The sequence below is a fragment of the Rubrobacter tropicus genome, from assembly GCF_011492945.1.
In the GTDB taxonomy this organism is placed as follows: domain Bacteria; phylum Actinomycetota; class Rubrobacteria; order Rubrobacterales; family Rubrobacteraceae; genus Rubrobacter_D; species Rubrobacter_D tropicus.
In genome coordinates this window covers 4,253,429-4,268,852 of the sequence record NZ_CP045119.1, presented here as the reverse complement: position 1 = coordinate 4,268,852, position 15,424 = coordinate 4,253,429, and the positions used below count along the sequence as shown (strand labels likewise).

At 66.7% G+C, this 15,424-nt stretch carries 19 protein-coding genes; 7 read left to right on the top strand and 12 right to left on the bottom strand.

Annotated elements, in window-relative coordinates:
• Nucleotides 1-8 precede the first annotated feature (8 nt).
• The 6 genes from GBA63_RS21340 to GBA63_RS21315 all read right to left on the bottom strand — a co-directional run bounded on the left by GBA63_RS21340 (nucleotide 9) and on the right by GBA63_RS21315 (nucleotide 3,796).
• Entirely contained in the window at nucleotides 9-1,235 is a 1,227-nt protein-coding gene (locus GBA63_RS21340; RefSeq protein ID WP_166179455.1) for a D-alanyl-D-alanine carboxypeptidase family protein, read from the bottom strand.
• Between the two features lie 367 nt (nucleotides 1,236-1,602).
• Nucleotides 1,603-2,148 (bottom strand): hypothetical protein, encoded by a 546-nt coding sequence (locus GBA63_RS21335; protein ID WP_166179454.1) that lies wholly within the window; start codon nucleotides 2,146-2,148, stop codon nucleotides 1,603-1,605.
• Nucleotides 2,149-2,246: 98 nt separating this feature from the next.
• Nucleotides 2,247-2,450, bottom strand: coding sequence for a DUF2795 domain-containing protein (locus GBA63_RS21330; protein ID WP_166179452.1), 204 nt, complete (start codon nucleotides 2,448-2,450; stop codon nucleotides 2,247-2,249).
• 84 nt (nucleotides 2,451-2,534) lie between these two features.
• Entirely contained in the window at nucleotides 2,535-2,717 is a 183-nt protein-coding gene (locus GBA63_RS21325; protein WP_166179450.1) for a CsbD family protein, read from the bottom strand.
• Nucleotides 2,718-2,859: 142 nt separating this feature from the next.
• On the bottom strand, nucleotides 2,860-3,162 hold the full coding sequence (locus tag GBA63_RS21320) for a hypothetical protein (protein ID WP_166179448.1): 303 nt from the start codon (nucleotides 3,160-3,162) through the stop codon (nucleotides 2,860-2,862).
• A 181-nt stretch (nucleotides 3,163-3,343) separates the two neighbouring features.
• Entirely contained in the window at nucleotides 3,344-3,796 is a 453-nt protein-coding gene (locus GBA63_RS21315) for a hypothetical protein (protein WP_166179446.1), read from the bottom strand.
• Nucleotides 3,797-4,436: 640 nt separating this feature from the next.
• Between GBA63_RS21315 and GBA63_RS21310 the strand changes: the two genes are divergently transcribed.
• From GBA63_RS21310 to GBA63_RS21295, 4 genes are all read left to right on the top strand, one after another.
• Complete coding sequence (locus GBA63_RS21310) at nucleotides 4,437-5,153, top strand: DUF7452 domain-containing protein (RefSeq protein ID WP_166179444.1); 717 nt, start codon at nucleotides 4,437-4,439, stop codon at nucleotides 5,151-5,153.
• Nucleotides 5,154-5,232: 79 nt separating this feature from the next.
• Nucleotides 5,233-5,883 (top strand): SDR family oxidoreductase, encoded by a 651-nt coding sequence (locus tag GBA63_RS21305; protein WP_166179442.1) that lies wholly within the window; start codon nucleotides 5,233-5,235, stop codon nucleotides 5,881-5,883.
• Nucleotides 5,884-6,756, top strand: coding sequence for a metallophosphoesterase (locus tag GBA63_RS21300; protein ID WP_166179440.1), 873 nt, complete (start codon nucleotides 5,884-5,886; stop codon nucleotides 6,754-6,756).
• Nucleotides 6,757-6,827: 71 nt separating this feature from the next.
• Nucleotides 6,828-7,076: a hypothetical protein gene (locus GBA63_RS21295; protein WP_166179438.1), complete on the top strand. Its 249-nt coding sequence runs from the start codon at nucleotides 6,828-6,830 to the stop codon at nucleotides 7,074-7,076.
• A 211-nt stretch (nucleotides 7,077-7,287) separates the two neighbouring features.
• Here GBA63_RS21295 and GBA63_RS21290 read toward each other — a convergent pair whose 3' ends face one another.
• The 5 genes from GBA63_RS21290 to GBA63_RS21275 form a co-directional block, all read right to left on the bottom strand.
• A complete protein-coding gene (locus GBA63_RS21290; protein WP_166179436.1) occupies nucleotides 7,288-7,839 on the bottom strand; it encodes a hypothetical protein in 552 nt (183 codons plus the stop codon).
• A 217-nt stretch (nucleotides 7,840-8,056) separates the two neighbouring features.
• Complete coding sequence (locus GBA63_RS21285; protein ID WP_228282231.1) at nucleotides 8,057-8,947, bottom strand: serine/threonine-protein kinase; 891 nt, start codon at nucleotides 8,945-8,947, stop codon at nucleotides 8,057-8,059.
• Nucleotides 8,944-10,791, bottom strand: coding sequence for an ABC transporter ATP-binding protein (locus GBA63_RS21280; RefSeq protein WP_166179434.1), 1,848 nt, complete (start codon nucleotides 10,789-10,791; stop codon nucleotides 8,944-8,946). The genes GBA63_RS21285 and GBA63_RS21280 overlap by 4 nt, the downstream gene beginning before the upstream one ends.
• A gap of 78 nt (nucleotides 10,792-10,869) precedes the next feature.
• Nucleotides 10,870-10,992: a hypothetical protein gene (locus GBA63_RS24120; protein ID WP_266096287.1), complete on the bottom strand. Its 123-nt coding sequence runs from the start codon at nucleotides 10,990-10,992 to the stop codon at nucleotides 10,870-10,872.
• 230 nt (nucleotides 10,993-11,222) lie between these two features.
• Nucleotides 11,223-12,668 (bottom strand): sensor histidine kinase, encoded by a 1,446-nt coding sequence (locus GBA63_RS21275; protein WP_166179432.1) that lies wholly within the window; start codon nucleotides 12,666-12,668, stop codon nucleotides 11,223-11,225.
• Between the two features lie 77 nt (nucleotides 12,669-12,745).
• On the opposite strand from GBA63_RS21275, the gene GBA63_RS21270 reads away from it, so the two are divergent.
• Nucleotides 12,746-13,435, top strand: coding sequence for a response regulator transcription factor (locus tag GBA63_RS21270; RefSeq protein ID WP_166179430.1), 690 nt, complete (start codon nucleotides 12,746-12,748; stop codon nucleotides 13,433-13,435).
• On the opposite strand, the gene GBA63_RS21265 is transcribed toward GBA63_RS21270, so the two are convergent.
• Nucleotides 13,396-13,965: a hypothetical protein gene (locus tag GBA63_RS21265; protein WP_166179428.1), complete on the bottom strand. Its 570-nt coding sequence runs from the start codon at nucleotides 13,963-13,965 to the stop codon at nucleotides 13,396-13,398. The genes GBA63_RS21270 and GBA63_RS21265 overlap by 40 nt on opposite strands.
• A gap of 128 nt (nucleotides 13,966-14,093) precedes the next feature.
• On the opposite strand from GBA63_RS21265, the gene GBA63_RS21260 reads away from it, so the two are divergent.
• Both GBA63_RS21260 and GBA63_RS21255 read left to right on the top strand, forming a co-directional pair.
• Nucleotides 14,094-14,681 (top strand): RNA polymerase sigma factor, encoded by a 588-nt coding sequence (locus GBA63_RS21260; protein WP_166179426.1) that lies wholly within the window; start codon nucleotides 14,094-14,096, stop codon nucleotides 14,679-14,681.
• Nucleotides 14,682-14,799: 118 nt separating this feature from the next.
• Nucleotides 14,800-15,423: a hypothetical protein gene (locus GBA63_RS21255; RefSeq protein ID WP_166179424.1), complete on the top strand. Its 624-nt coding sequence runs from the start codon at nucleotides 14,800-14,802 to the stop codon at nucleotides 15,421-15,423.
• The last annotated feature ends 1 nt before the right edge of the window (nucleotide 15,424 follow it).

Below are 15,424 nucleotides of genomic sequence, written 5' to 3'. Positions count from 1 at the left end.
AAGGGCGTTCAGCCCGCCGCCGTTTCGGAGATCCAGCCCGAGATCCCCCTCAAAGCCCCGCTCGTCCAGTACCGGGTCTTCTGCCAGAGGCCCGCCTCCTCGTAGCCCTTCGCCGCGACGAGCGGGGCGGTCCCGGCGCTCCGGCCGTCCACGAACACCTCGACGGTCCCGAGCCTGTCGCCGGCCTCGGCCGAAGGCGGGGCCTCTTTCCTTGCCTCTACCCGCCTCTCGACCTTCAGGCCCGGCCCGCCGAGGCCCGAGACCCCCTTGGCGGCGACGAGCCGGACGGACTCCTCGCGGCGGTAGGGGAGATCCAGCCTTTCGAAAGGATCGTCTTTTTTGACGAAAGTCTTCTCCCCGAAGTCCCCGAAGCCGTATTCGAGGGCGGTCCGGGAGGCTTCGAAGCGGTAGAGGTCGTCGGCGGCGCCGAGCACGACGGCGACGTAGGACTCGTCGTCCGTCTCGGCGGCGGAGATCAGGGACGGACCGGCGGCCGGCGAGGTGCCGGTCTTGACGCCCATGGCCGCGTCGTAGTCGTAGCCCGAGTTCGGGGCGACGAGGAGGTTGGTCGTGTCGAGCGGTATCTCCCTGTCCTGGGTGGTGATGGTTACGCCCGCCTTGCCCACTATCTCGCGGAACTCCGGGTACTCCAGCGCCTCGCGCGTGATCTTTGCCAGGTCTTTGGCGCTCGAGTAGTGCCCCCGGTCGTCGAGGCCGGCGGGGTTCTCGAAGTGGGTGTTCTTCAGCCCCATCTCTTTTGCCTTCTCGTTCATCCTACCGACGAACTCTTCGACGCTGCCGCCGCCCAACTCTTCGGCGAGCGCGTAGACCGCGTCCGTGCCCGACGGGACGAGTGTCGCCTCCAGAAGCTCCCTGACGCTCACGGAGTCGTAGGGGAAGAGGCCGGCGGCGCTGTAGACGCCCCCCGCGTAGGAGGCGGCGTCTTCAGAGACGGTCACCTCCCTGTCGAGCTTCGCCCCCTCTTCGAGCGCGACGAGGGCAACCATTACCTTGGTGGTCGAGGCTATCGGGAGCCGTTTGTCCGGGTCCTTACCGGCGAGGTATAGGCCGGTCTCGGTGTCGACCACGGCCCAGGATTCGGCGTCGATCTTCGGGGCTCCCGGGGGGTTCTTGTCCTGGGCGGTCGCCCCGTCTGGGGTGGGTAAGACCAGCAAGGCCAGGGATAGGAGGATCAGCGTCACGGTCCCATGCGCGCGGCGCGTCCTCTGTCTCAACCGCTACCTCCCCTTTTGTGCTCTCGGCTCCGTCCGCGTCCCCACGCGGGCCGCCCGCGGCGGCCAGGGTTATTTTGCACCAGGGGGATGGGCCGTTCCACCCTGCAGAGCCATAAGCTTTCAGCTTTCAGCCGTCGGCTTTGGGGGATCAGGCAAAACGCCGCGGGCCTGGCGGCGGAAGATGAGGACCATCATGACGAGCAACACGGCGGCGGAGATTACATTCGCCAGTGGAACGAAAGGGAACCAAGCTACCCGATACACAAAGAGCGTGTACCGCTCCGCCCGAAACGGTACACGACCGAAAGCCTACGGTGACCAGCTCCTTAGCCTTGCTGAAAGCTGAAGGCTTAAAGCTGAAAGCTCATCACTCGAACATCTCCTCCGCGTGCTGCCCGACTTTGCGCTCGGCGTGTTCGTTCATGTCTCCGCCGGCGCCCGTGTCTTCGGTCATCTGCTCGGCCAGTTCCTCGGCCTTCTGCTCGTTGTGGGCGTGCGGGTCGCCGTGGCCGCCGGTGTCCTCGGTGATGCGCTGGGCCAGGTCCTCTTCCATCTCGGCCGCGTTGAACGGCACGTGCTCTTCGAGGGGCATGCCCTTGCCTATATCGTGGGCTTCGGCGTCTACGCTCACCTCCATCACCGGGTCGGCGGACTCCATGGACTTCATGGACTCGGACGATTCCATGGATTCCATGGACTTCATGGACTCCAGCGAGTCCTCCCTCAGGCCCGGCAGCGGACGGGGGTCGGCGTCGCCCTTCTCGATCCTGCGTACCACCTCCTTGGCCCGGAGGTCCGCCTGCCTGCTCCGCTCGTCCATGGCCCCGCGGACCTCCCTGTCCGCCCGGTACATCTGCTGGTTGATCCTCTTCTCGGCCTGTTTCTGCCGCCGCTCCTGCTCCCGGATGCTCAAACCGCCTCCTCGCCCAGATAGCTGTCAGCGGTCAGTCCGCTGCGGCCTCCGGCCTCTGCCTTCAGCTTTTCGAATTTTTGCTGAAGGCTGATAGCTCTCTACCCCTTGACGGCCTGAAGGACTTCGTCCTGGCTGTTGAACTTGTCCTGGGCCGCGTTGCGGATGGCGTCCACTATGTTCTGCGGCGCGCCGTTGCTCTCGGCGTTGGAGGCCACCTCTTCTTTCTGGGCCGGGAAGTTCACCCCCTGCAGGTACTGCTGCAGCTGGCCGAGGTCGAGGTTGCCGAGGTTCGGCAGGTCCATGTGTTTCCTCCCAAGAATCGGTGTGCGGTGCCTGTCTCCGGGCCTACCCGGCGGGGCCGGCCCGGAAACATCCGGTGGTGACGTTTACTTGAGAAGGTCTTTGGCGGCGGCCTTCTTGTCTTTGGCCTTGCCTTTCCTCTGGTCGGAGCGGCCCTCGGCCTTCTTGTCCTTGTCGCCGGTGAGGGCTCCGCCCGCCTCCTTCATCCGGCCCTTGGCCCTGTCCATCGACCCCTCGTTCCTGTCTTCCCTGCTGCTCTTGCCCGGCATGCCGGCTCCTCTCCGTTGCTGTCCTTTTCTTGCCCTTTTGGACGAAGCCGGAACCCGATCCGATACACCCGGGCCAAAAGCGAAGGCCGGAACCCCTAAGGGTCCCGGCCGGTCCGGAAGGCTATTCGCCCCTCGCGACGCATCAGTTAACGAAGAAAAACCCGCCGAAGTGGTGGTGGAAGCCGCCGTTGACCTGGGTCTGGTCTACCATCAGGCTCTGGTCTATCCAGGCAACGGCCACGCTGTCGTCGTCGGCCGCGGCGATGGCGTCGCCCGTGTTCTGCTGCGTCACGGACAGGGTCTGGGACTGCGAGGCGTCGAAGAAATGCACGTCGCCGCCCGAGGCGACGCCATCGTCTACGGCTATCGCATCCTGGGCGAAAGCCGGCGAGGCCGTCGCCAGCAACAGTGCCGCGACCGCGCCGGTGGCAATTAGCTTCTTCATCTACTTCTCCTCTCTGCCGGACCGCCTATCGGCCCGGGCTCGGTTTGCCGGCGTATTGTTGAATCACGGGCTGCCAGCCACATCATGCAAAATGCGTATATCCTGCAAAAGCCGGAAAGATGGCCCTTTTGGGGGATGCCCCACGCGCTAACGCCGGGCCCCGAACCGGAGATCCGGCGCCTCAGAAACGCGGCATCCGGGGCGGTGCCGTATCCCAGAGGAGGTTGATCTCTTCGTCCGTGAGGCCGTAGGCTTTGTTCACAAGGTCGGAGAGGCGTCGCTCCAGGGCGGCGGCCCCGGCGCGGGCGTCCCGGATCGGGGCCGCGCCTTCTCCGTAGCCGGCACGGAGGGCGCGCAGGGAGCCGGGGGTGAGACGCGCTTCCCCCTTCGGGCGGCGCTTTCGGACTTCTTCCACGAAGGCGTCGGCGTCGAGGGCGGCGAAGGCTTCGAGCTTCTGGCCCGGCTTCTGGACGCCGAACTCGACCCGCAGCCAGTCGAGCGTGTCCCGCCGCGCCTCGCGCTCGGTGGCGGTCAGCGAGATCAGACGCCGCACGGACCCCTCCGCCTCCTCCCGCGTCTCGTCCGTGGGCGTGGCGATGGGTAGTTTCTCCATGAGCACGCCGACTGGGCTCAACGCTTCGTCTTTCATGTGAGGAAGATGGCGCCAGTTATGCCACCACATGAGCGGCGAATTGAGTACGGTTATGAGCCACGGGTCTGACGAGGCTAGGAAGAAGCCCTTGTTGTTTGTGAGCAAGCCGCTTGTGTCGAAGCCATATTGGGAGTGGAATTGGATTTCCTGGTACATGATCTTTGGCTTCTCAAATGAATCGTAGTAGGCGCAAGAACGCAATTCCCACCAGAAACGGCCTTTGTCTTGACGCTTCCGTAGCTTTGTTTCTAGCGGCTTCATGTGGTTGTGAAGCGATGGATACTCTTGACGGAAGAAATCTTCGGCATCTTCGCCAGCGTTGCTCCAGGGCCAGGCGTGATCGCCGCTGGACTTTAGGACGATGATCCACAAGCCCCGCCACTCGGGGGACCAGCGCTTATAGAGCCAATCCACCGGCAGCCTGAGAAAGGTGGCGCAGAGGGGTAGTAGGCCTCTGGCTCTGGCGGGTGCCCGGAAACCCGCCCTCGCTTGCCGCTTCCGCTTCACCCCGGGCCGCCGCCTGGGACGTCCGTGGACCGGCCCCGCTTGTTGGAGTATCATGGTCCACCTAACGGGGTAGAGACTCCTTCCGGGCGTCGGTGAGGTCGGGGGAAGACTGTTGGTGGGTGCTTACGCGAAGAGGGCGGCGCTGGTACTGGTGATCGCCATACTGGCCGTCGACGTGTTCCTGGCGTTTCGGTTCTACGGTAACATCAAGACCGCCGAAGGCGGCCTCGACGTGCCGCGCGCCACCACCATCGCGGAACCCGAAAACACCGCTCCGAGATCCGCGGAGCCAACAGAGATCCGGGCCAAAGAGTCCGATCCGAACAAAGAGGCAGCGTTTCTCCACAGGGCCACGGCGGGCAACACCGTTGCCAACAGCACCTACTTCGACCACCCGATGACCACCGGTAAGCCCGGCGCCTTCGTGATCGCCGAGGGGCCTTCGGACTACGAACGTGAGATCGGGGTGTGGTACGACGGCTCTCGCGGCAGGTGGGCCGTCTTCAACCAGGACCGCTCTCCGATGCCCGAGGGCACGGCTTTTAGGGTGGTCGTGTCGGAGGGGAAGAACGGGATCGTCCACCGGGCGAAGCCAGGCAACATCGTGGAAAACGGCACCTTCCTGGATGACCCCCTCACGAACGAGAAGCCCGGAGTCGAGCTTGCCGTGACGCAGAACTGGAATCCCGGCGGGGTCGGCAACACTTACAACGACCATCCCGTCGGCGTCCGGTACGACGACGACCGCGACAGGTGGGAGGTCTTCAACGAGGACCGGGCTCCGATGCCCCCAGGGGCCGCTTTCAACGTCTCCCTGACGCGTACTCCCTGAACACACCCCGACTCCTCGCGAGCTTCGTGGGTACACTTGTTTCCAGGGCAAGCCAATGGCCGAGAACGGGAGGTCGACCTTGAAGGTACTCGTGGCGGGGGCGCACGGCAACACGGCGCGGCGGCTGGTTCGGGCGCTGGTCAAAAACGGGCACGAGGTCCGTGGCCTCGTTCGGAAAGAGGGGCAGTTGCCCGACGTGGAGGCCGACGGTGCCGAGGCCGTGCTGGTCGACCTGGAGGCGGAAGAGGTCGACGGGGCCGTGGGCGAGGCGGTCGCCGGGTGCGACGCCGTCGTCTTCGCCGCCGGGGCCGGGGCGGGGAGCGGGGCCGCCCGCAAGGAGACCATGGATTACGGCGGGGCCGCGAAGCTCGTGGAGGCGGCCGAGAAGAAGGGCGTGGGGCGTTACCTGATGCTCTCCTCGATGGGGGCCGATGACCCCGAGGGGCGCGACGAGGCGATGCGGCCCTACCTGCGGGCCAAGGGGCGGGCCGACGAAAAGCTGCGCGAGAGCGGTCTCGAATGGACGATCATCCGTCCCGGCAGGCTCACGGACGGGGAGGGGGCGGGCCGGATCGACGCGGCGGAGTCCCTCGGGCGGTACGGTGAGATCCCCCGCGAAGACGTCGCCGCCGCCTTCGCCGTGGCTCTCGAATCCCCCAACACCGTCGGCAAGACGTTCGAGATCCTGTCCGGGGAGACGCCCGTCCGGGAGGCGCTGGAAGGACTGTAAGTGCCGTTTCGCGTCAGGCGGCTCGTCGGCGCTTCGGCCCTTTTGGGAGCGGGCGGTCTCCTGTACGCGCGGGAGGTGGAGCCGCGCCTGATCGAGGTGGTGCGCCTTGGGCTGACGTTGCCCCGGCTGGCGGGGGCCTTCGACGGGTACCGGGTAGTCCAGATCGGGGACATCCACCTGGACGATTGGTCGAGGCCGGCACGCCTCAAACGCGTGGCCGAGATGGTCAACGCGGAGCGCCCCGACCTCATCGTCGTCACCGGGGACTTCGCCAGCTACTCGGCCAAGCGCCTCGACGGGGAGATGCTCGTCGGGGCCTTGCGGCGGCTCTCGGCGCCGGACGGCGTGATCGCCATCCTGGGCAACCACGACTACCTGACGGACGTTGACCTGATCCTGACCTGCGTCCGCCGGGCGGGCCTTACGGTGTTACTCAACGAGGTGGTAACGCTAAAGCGCGGCGACGCGGAGCTTCACGTCGCGGGTATGGACGACGTGATGGAGGGCCGCAGCCGCCTCGACCTGGTCTTGCAAGAGATACCGGAGGGAGGCGCCGCGGTCCTGCTCGCCCACGAGCCGGACTTCGCCGACGTTGCCGCCGCGACCGGGCGCTTCGACCTGCAGCTCTCGGGGCACTCGCACGGCGGCCAGGCGCGCGTTCCGTTGTTGGGGCGGGCGGTCCTGCCGCCGTTCTCGCAGCGCTACACCCGCGGGCTGCACCGGGTAGGGGATATGCTCCTTTACACCAACAGGGGGCTCGGGACCGTCAACGCGCGGCTGCGGTTCGGGTGCAGGCCCGAGATCACGACCCTGACCCTCCGCGCGCGGGAGACGTCCCCCGCCCGACGCTTCACGGAGGCCCCGCGCGGGTAGAATTCTGGGGACTTGCAAGCCCTCGAACGCGGCCGGTGCAGATGACGTTTGGAAAGAGCAGACCTCCCCTCGTGCCGGACCCGGGCCAGCCCGTAGAGCTACTCGCCGAGAATGGCGAGACCCTGCACGGCTTCAGGGCCGTCTCCGTCCCCCTCTCCTACGAACGGGGCGGCGTCGTGGTCTGGGTCGCGACCGAAGAAGAGTACCGAGACGCCAGGAGGGAGGGCCGCCCCGCCGTCTCCATGCCCTGGCCCGCCGGCAAGGTGACGGTCCGCCTGCCCTGGTGGAAGTGGCAGAGGTGGTTCACGAGCCGGTACTGAGTCAGCACGCTGCTCCCTTCGGTCGCGCTTGTCAGCCCGGCGCTTCGCGCCTCTCAGCACGCTTCGGCCCGCTTCGCGGGCCTCGCTTTCAGCCTGTCAGCTTCTTACCCTGCCAGGCCGGGCCTGGCAGCGCGTTGCGGAGCGTCCAAGAGTCGATCGCCCTTCCGCGGGGAGACCGAGCTCTCCGCGGAGGGGCGGTCTCCTCACGAAACTAATCGTCGAAGCCGTCGTCCGCGTCGTCATCAGAGGCCGCGGACGCCGTGGCTGATGCCGTCGCGGATGCCGCGTCGTCATCGTCCTGACCGTCGTCCCGGTCGTCCGCGTCATCGCGGTCGTCCCGGTCATCTATATCGTCGTTGCCGTCGTCCGCGTCGCTTTCGTTGAGGTCGTCTGAATCGTCGTCCCGACCATCGTCGTCGTTGCCGTCTTCTCTGTCATCGTCGCGGTCGTCCGGGCCGTTGTCGTCGTCAAGATCCCGGCCGTCATCCCCGTCGTCGTCTCGACTACCATCATCTTGACCGTCGTTGTCGTCCCGGTCACCGTTGTCGTCGTCCGAATCGCCCGCGCGATCGTCGGCACCAGCGCGGTCGTCCTGTTCGTCGTTCGCGTCGTCGTTGCCGTCGTCCCGGCTCTGCGAGCCGGAAGGCGGGTCGCCTTGCTGGGCGTCGCCCGGCGAGCCCGCGGTCGTCTGGCCGCAGGCCGACAGGCTCATACCGACTACGGTCATTACTGCCAATATCCAGAGCTTTCCTGTCTTCTCCATCTTCGCGGCTCCCCTTTGAAGTTCGGGATCTGTGTCTTGATCTTCGCCCGGAGAGGTTAGCCAGGGGTTAGAGGAAGGTGAGTTTGTTCTAATCGCTGCCACGGGGCCGAACGGCCCAAAGCTGTCAGCGGTCAGCCATCAGCTTTCGGCCAAAGACAAAAGGCTGACGGCTGATAGCGCAGGCCGTAAGGCCGAAGCGCGCTGATAGCTGACAGCCCTAAACGAGGGAGCGGAGGCCGTTCGTGAGTTCGGGGAGGGACGGGCGTTTGGCGGGGTCGGGGTCGAGGCAGCGGGCTATGAGGGTGTTGAAGATCGCCGGGACGCGGCGGTGGGCGCGGACGGGGTCGGCGCGGCGTGAGATCTGGTCGTAGTCTTCGATCTTGGCGTCCGTCCAGGTGCCGGTTGAAGAGCCCGTGGTGTACTCGGAGGCGGTCTCGTCCTCGTACTCCGCGTTGAAGGGCGGCTCGGCGGTGGCCGCCTCGAAGAGCACGGCGCCGATGCCCCAGACGTCCGTGGAGGCGTCCACGTGGTCCCCCCTTACCTGTTCCGGGGCCATGTACTGGACGGTGCCAGCGCCCTTCCTGCAGGGGCCGGGGGCCTGGGCGATGCTGAGGTCCAGGATCTTCGCCATCCCCCTCTCGGAGACGATGTTGGAGGGCTTGAGGTCCAGGTGCAGGATGCCCTGGCCGTGGAGGTAGTGGATGGCGGAGCACAGATGCAGGCCGAGGTGCGCCACCTCGGCCAGCGGCAGGCGACGGTAGCCCTCGTCGATCAGGTACGCCAGGGTCTCGCCCGTGAGGGTCTCGAGGATCAGGACCGGCTCGGGTTCCCTGATCGTCTCGTAGTGACGCGCGATGTGCGGGTGCGTGAGGCCCTCGAGGAGGTCCCCCTCGCGCAGCAGCGCCAGCCGAGCCGCCTCCTTGTCCGTGAGGTCGCGCCGCCGCGCCTTGGCGATGCAACTGCAGGCCCGCTCCTCGCTGAACACGTCGTAGACGTCGTAGTTGTTGCTCTGGTGCAGGTGCCCGGCGATCGTGTAGCCAGGAGCCAGAACCTCGCCGACCGGCAGCGGGGGATGCTCCACGTCCCCCTCGAAGAAACCTTCCTTCACGGGCCGACCAGCCGTTCGGTGGCGTCCGGGTGGTGGAGTTTGTAGAGCCGGGCGTAGGAGCCTTCTCTCTCCAGGAGGTCCGCGTGGGAGCCGCGTTCCGTCGCGCGGCCGTCTTCGAGGACCACTATCTCCGTCGCCTCGCGGACCGTCATCAGGTTGTGCGAGATCACGACGGTCGCCCGGCCGCTCATCAGCCTCCGCAACGGGCGCATCACCTTCTCGCTCGACTCGGCGTCCAGCCCCGTCGTCGGCTCGTCGAGGACCAGGACGCCGGCGTCCCGGATCATGGCCCGCGCGATGGCTATTCTCTGGCGCTGTCCGCCCGAGAGCAGCCGCCCCTTCTGCCCGACGGACGTGTCGTACCCCTCCGGCAGCGCCCGGATGAAGTCGTTGGCGTCGGCGGCTTTCGCGGCGGCCTCCACCTCATCGTCCGTGGCGCCAGGCTTCCCGTAGGCGATGTTCTCGCGCACGGTCCCGTCGAAGACCAGGGTCTCCTGCAACAGCAGGGCGACGTTCTCGCGCAGCGAGCGGAGCGTCAGGGTTCTCAGGTCGTGGCCGTCGAGCCTGACCGATCCCGAGTCCGGGTCGTAGAAGCGAAGCATCATCTTCGCCACGGTGGACTTCCCGGCCCCCGAGGGACCCACCAGCGCGAGCGTCTCCCCCGGTCCCACGCTGAAAGAGACATCTTCCAACGCGGGCTTCCGCGCGTCCGGGTAGCGGAAGGAGACGGCGTCGAACTCGACGCGGCCCTCTTTTGCTCTCAGTTCCACGGCGTCTTCGCGCTCCGTCACGGAGGGCTCCTCGTCCAGAAACTCGATGATCCTCTCCGCGCCGGCGGAGGCCGAATAGAAAGACGTCAGGAGGCTGCTGATGCCCCGGATGGGGCTGTAGAGCTGGCCGAGAAAGACCATGAAGACCAGCAGGCCGCCGATGGTGAGGCGCCCCTGGGAGAGCTGGTAGGCTCCGAAGGCGATCACCACGATCACGCCGGCGAGCTCGATCATGTTGATGAGCGGCGCGAACAGGGAGCCGAGGCGCGTCGCCGCCATCTGGGCCCGGAAGCTGCCCTCGTTCTCCCGGTGAAAACGGGCCACCTCCTCTTCCTGGCGGTTGTACGCCTGGACCAGGGCCGCGTTCGAGAGGCTCTCCTCCGCGACCGCTCCTATAGAGCCGCTGCGGCGGCGCTCCTCGCGGGCGGCGGTCTTGATCTTGCGCGAGAAATGCCTCGCCGTAAGCCAGAAGAGCGGCACGACGAAGAGCGAGACGAGCGCGAGCTGCCAGTTCAGGTAGAAGAGCGCCGCCGTGAAGAACAGGAGCTGGAAGACGTAGGAGATGGCCGACGCCATCCCGCTCAACATCAGGTCCTCTATCTCCTCGACGTCGTCGGTGACGCGGCTCATCACGTCCCCGAGGCGCTCCCGGTCGAAGAAGGCGAGCGAGAGCTTGTGCAGGTGGGCGAAGAACTCCGTGCGCAGGGAGACTATGAACCGGCCGCCGACCCAGTCCGAGAGGTACTCGTCGCAGAACGTCACGATGCCCTCGGCGAGTTGCAGCCCGGCGTAGGCCAGGAGCACCCAGATCAGGAGCCCGAAGTCCCGCGGGACGAGGACCTCGTCCACGAGGATCTTGTACATCCAGATGGTCGCCGCCTCTATCGCGGGACCTAGAGCGACGAAGAAGAGGACCAGGGGCAGCCAGCGCCGGTAGGGCCGCGCGTGGGGCCAGAACCTGCGGAAGACCTCGCCCACCGGCACCACCGGCGCCGCCGCGACGACGCTCTCGCCCTCACCCGCGCCCGCCACGAGCCTGCGAAAGGCCTCGCGCAATCCTTTTACTAACCTCATCCGTCCCTCAATCTAACACGGAAAAGCGGCCCCGCTCTCAAAGCGGGGCCGCCCTATCCAGTTCGAAACTCCCCGTTGCTAGGTGTTGCGACGACGACGCCTGCGCCTCCGGCGCCGACGGCGCCTCCTGCTGCCGCCACCGCTGTTGCTGCCGTCCCGCGAGCTTACCTGGGCCGGGGACATCTTGGAGAACTTAGCCATTCGTTCACCTCCTCCGTAGTTGCTTCTTCGCGCTTCCCACCGTTTCGGGATTACGGGGAGTATTGTGCGTCCCGAAAATGAGGGGGCCATTAGGACGGGATGAGAGGGGTCTAATCTGAGAGGGCTCTAATTTAGGCTTCAGGTTTAAGGCTACAGGCATCAGGGGTGGTTGGCGTGGCTGGGTCCCAACTACGAGTTCCTGAAGCCTGTTGCCCGAAGCTCGGCTCGGATCAGCTTTTCTGGGCCTCGCGTTGGGCGGGGGTTGGCTGCGCGGTTTTGGCCGGGTCTTCTAGCATGGGGAGGTGTACGGACATGCGGGTACCCTTGCCCGGGCGGCTCTCGGCGGTCACGTGGCCGCCGTGGGCCTCGACTATGGTCTTGGCTATGGGGAGGCCGAGGCCGGTGCCGCCCATCCTTCGGGAGCGGGCCTTGTCCACCCGGTAGAAGCGCTCGAAGATGCGGGGCAGGTCCTCTTTCGGGATGCCGGGGCCCCGATCCTCGACCGTGATCCGCAGTTCTCCAGAGTGGGTTACTTCGGAGCGGAGCGTCACGGTGCCGCCCGGCGGGCCGTACTTTATGGCGTTGTCGATCAGGATCAGGACCGCCTGCTCCAGGCGGCCCGGGTCCGCGCGCAGCGTCCCCTCCGCCCGCAGGTCAGCCTCGAGCACGGCGCCGCGCTCCCTGGCGAGCACCGCGGCCCGCCCGGCCAGCTCGGACATCACGGGCGGGATGGAGATGGTCTCGGGCTCCAGGGAGGGCGGCGAGGAGTCCGAGCGGGCGAGGAAGAGGAGTTCCTCCACCATGCGCGACATGCGCTTTGACTCCTCGACCACCTCTTCGAGGAGCTGCTTCTGCTCCCCTTCGGCCCCGAGGGCCAGGCCGACCTGGGCGTTGCCGCGCAACACCGTGAGCGGCGTGCGCAGCTCGTGGGAGACGTCCGCGAGAAAGTCGGTCTTCTGCCGGGAGGCTTCGGCAAGTTTATCGGCTGTCTCGTGCTGTTCGGCGTAGAGACGCCTCAGCTCGTTCACGACGCGCACCGCCGCGTAGGCGAGCGCCACGCCGGCCACCAGCAGGCCCACGATGGCCCCGAGCAGCACGACGGCCGAGGTCGTCGCCGCCCGGTCCACCTTCTGGAGCGAGTCGTCCGTCAGGTCCTCTCCCAGCCCGTCCAACTCCTCCGCCGCCAGCTCCATCTGCGCGAGCCGCTTGAGGCCGAGGTCGCTGGCCCGGTCGAAAGCCTCCTCGTCCGTAACCGTCGCCTCTTGCGCGAAGGGCCCGAAATCCTCGTAGTACTCGTCCGCCCAGCGGCGGAAATCCTCCGGTTGCGGGGCGTTCGGGTCGTAGGGGCGGACGCCGCCTAGTTCGTCTATCTCCTCGTAGAATTGCTCCCGGGCCGCCCCGAAGTCGTCCATGCCTTCGCGGGTCAGGCGGCCTGTGTCGATGGCCGGGAAGTAGAGGTTGCGGTGGTAGTGGCGGACGTCCAGGATCGCGGCGCGGATGTCGTCGCCTTCGTCTTCCAATTCCACGTAGCCGAACGCCTCGTCGGCCACGCGCTCGATGCTCTGGGTCTGCCAGAAGCCTATGAGGCCGGCGACGATGATCGCGACCAGCAGGCCGCCGACGGCCCCCATCGTCACCCGCCACGGCTCGGCGCGTACGCCCCTGATCCAACCCAAAACAACCCCTGCCTTCCGGCGCCTCCCGGACGCCCCTGTGCGGCTCACGGCGCTCCTGCATTATACTTGCGGGCTATATGCTGGTCTTGATCGTGGAGGACGACCCCGCCATCGTGCGGTTCTTGGAGCGCGGCCTGGCCGCCCACGGGCACAGCACCCTGTCGGCCGCCGACGGCGAGGAGGGCGTGCGCCTGGCCGCGGAGGAGAACGTCGAGATGGTCCTTCTGGACATCATGTTGCCCCGCCTCGACGGCCAGCAGGCGCTGCAGCGCATCCGCCTCAGGCGTCCGGACCTCCCGGTCTTGATGCTCACCGCCCGCGACGAGGTGCGCCACAAGGTCGACGCCCTCGACGGCGGGGCCGACGACTACCTGACAAAGCCGTTCGACCTCGAGGAGCTGCTGGCCCGGATGCGCGCCCTCACCCGCCGCTCGGATCAGCCCCAATCCTCCAGGATGGAGTTCGGGGACCTCAACGTGGACCTCCGCTCCCGCCGCATCAGGCGCGGGGAGAAGCAGGTGGAGCTCTCCAGCCGCGAGTTCGCCCTGCTGGAGTACTTCATGCGCCACCCGGGGCAGGTGTTGAGCCGCCAGCAGATACTCTCTTCGGTCTGGGACTACTCCTTCGACCCCGGCTCCAACGTCGTGGACGTCTACGTCCGCTACCTGAGGAGCAAGCTCGACAGGCGGGGCGAGCCGTCCGTGATCCAGACCGTGAGGGGCGCCGGTTACCGCTTCGAACCGCCCGCCGATGCTATTCCTTCCTGAGCGCCGGCCGCCGGACCGCTCGACTCGATCCTGACTTCCGAACCCCCCTCGCGGGGCAGGACTTCCACGGCCGCCTCCGTGCCCCCGCGCAGGACGAGAAAGTGCCAGGCCCCGCCCGAGTACTCCACGTTCGCGACCTGCCATCCCCCGGAGCGGAACACCCCGCGGTAGAACCCGCGCACCGCGTCGGGCCTCCCTTCGGCCAGGTACGTGGCGCTTACCAGCGCCAGCCCGTCCGCCCGCCTCTCCGAGTAACCGACCCTTACCGAGCCCGGGTGCCGGGGAAGACCTGGGACCGGCTCGCCACGCGCGTCTTCCCGAGGTACGGAGGCCGAGAGCGTCTCGCCTTCAGGGTCTTTCTCAGTCCTTTCTTCCCGCGAGGTAGTCCCCACGAGGCGCTGGTTCCCCGTACGGGAGGCCGTCTCCCCGTCCGTCGCCCGGGCCTGGAGGCCACAATCGAAGAAGAGGGGGACAAACGCCAGGACGAGCACGGCCGCCGGGACGCCTGCCGTCAGACGGAACGGGCGCAACTCTCTCCTCTCCTTCGTTCGGGTCCTTCCGTACGGTGTTCATCGGGTCGGACGGATGATCTTCTCTGCCACGCAGGTTAAATCGGGATCGTTAGAGGCCGGTTAGAAGCCCGTTAGAAGGTTGTAATGTGGGCCTTTGGTGGCCGGGGCTTTCGTGCATTATCATGGGCGTCGTGAGGGGGACGGACAAAGACCTTATACGCGGCTGCAAGAAGGGCGAGGCCCGGGCCTGGGAGCGCGTGATGGACAAGTACCAGCGGCTCGTCTTCTCCATACCCCGCAGCTACGGGCTCTCGCGGGAGGACGCGGCCGACGTCTCCCAGCTCACGTTCACCATCCTGATCCAATCGCTAGATTCCCTCACCGAGGAGAGCAACCTCAAGGCCTGGCTCGCAACCGTCGCCCGCCGCCACACCTGGCGCGCCATGGAGAAGGGCCGCCGCGAGCGCCCGGGCCGCGAGGACGACCTCGCCGAAACCCCCTGGCTGCTCGGCAACGAGAAGCCGTCGGAGAAGTGGGAGCTTATCGACTGGCTGGATCAGGGCCTCTCGGAGGTCAGCGAGCCCTGCCGGAGGCTCCTGAAGGCGCTCTACCTGGACGAGACGGAGCCGTCCTACGCCGAGATCTCCGAACGCCTCGACATGCCCGTCGGCAGCATCGGCCCCACCCGCGCCCGCTGCCTGCAACGCCTCCGAACGGCCCTGGGTGAACGTTGACCCATTTCCCAAAGATATCCGCCCCCGGTGTATTTTTCCGTGCCCCGTGTCGCATTCGTTTAACGACGGGGGGAAAGATACTTAGAACGGGAGAGTCTTGTACGGGAGGCACGAAACAGTGAGCCAGGAGAAGATAGACTTCGAAACACTCGCCGACTGGGCCGAGGGGCGCCTCCCCGAAGCAGAGGCCCGCGCCGTTGAAGGGCGGATTGCCGACGCCGACGACGCCACCCGCGCCGACGCCGAGTGGCTCAGGTCGTTCTCCCGCGCCAGCAAAGAGGTCGTGCTAGACGACCCACCCGCCGAACAGCGCGCGGAGCTCGGGCGCATCTTCGAATCGTACGCGGAAGGTCATCGCCAACCCGGACCCCTGAAGCGCCTCGTCGCCACCCTCTCCTTCGGCGGCGGTCTGCAGCCGCTGGCCGGGGTGCGTTCGGCCGCGTCCCAGGAATCGCAGGGCCAGCTCGTCTACACAACAGAGGCGGCCGACATCGCGCTCAACTTCAGGCGGCGTCCAGGTGATGGGAGGCTCGACCTCGACGGGCAGGTCTTCCCGAACGACGACGAGGAGCCCGAGGCGTTCGGGGTCCAGATCCTCCTCGGAACAGAAGAAGTCGCCACCACCGCAACGGACGAGCTCGGCGAGTTCGCCTTCGAGGGTGTGGAGCCCGGGGAGTACCAGATCCTGCTAAGCAGCGACGAGGTCGAGATCCTCATCTCCCCCGTAGAGCTGGGTGCGTAAA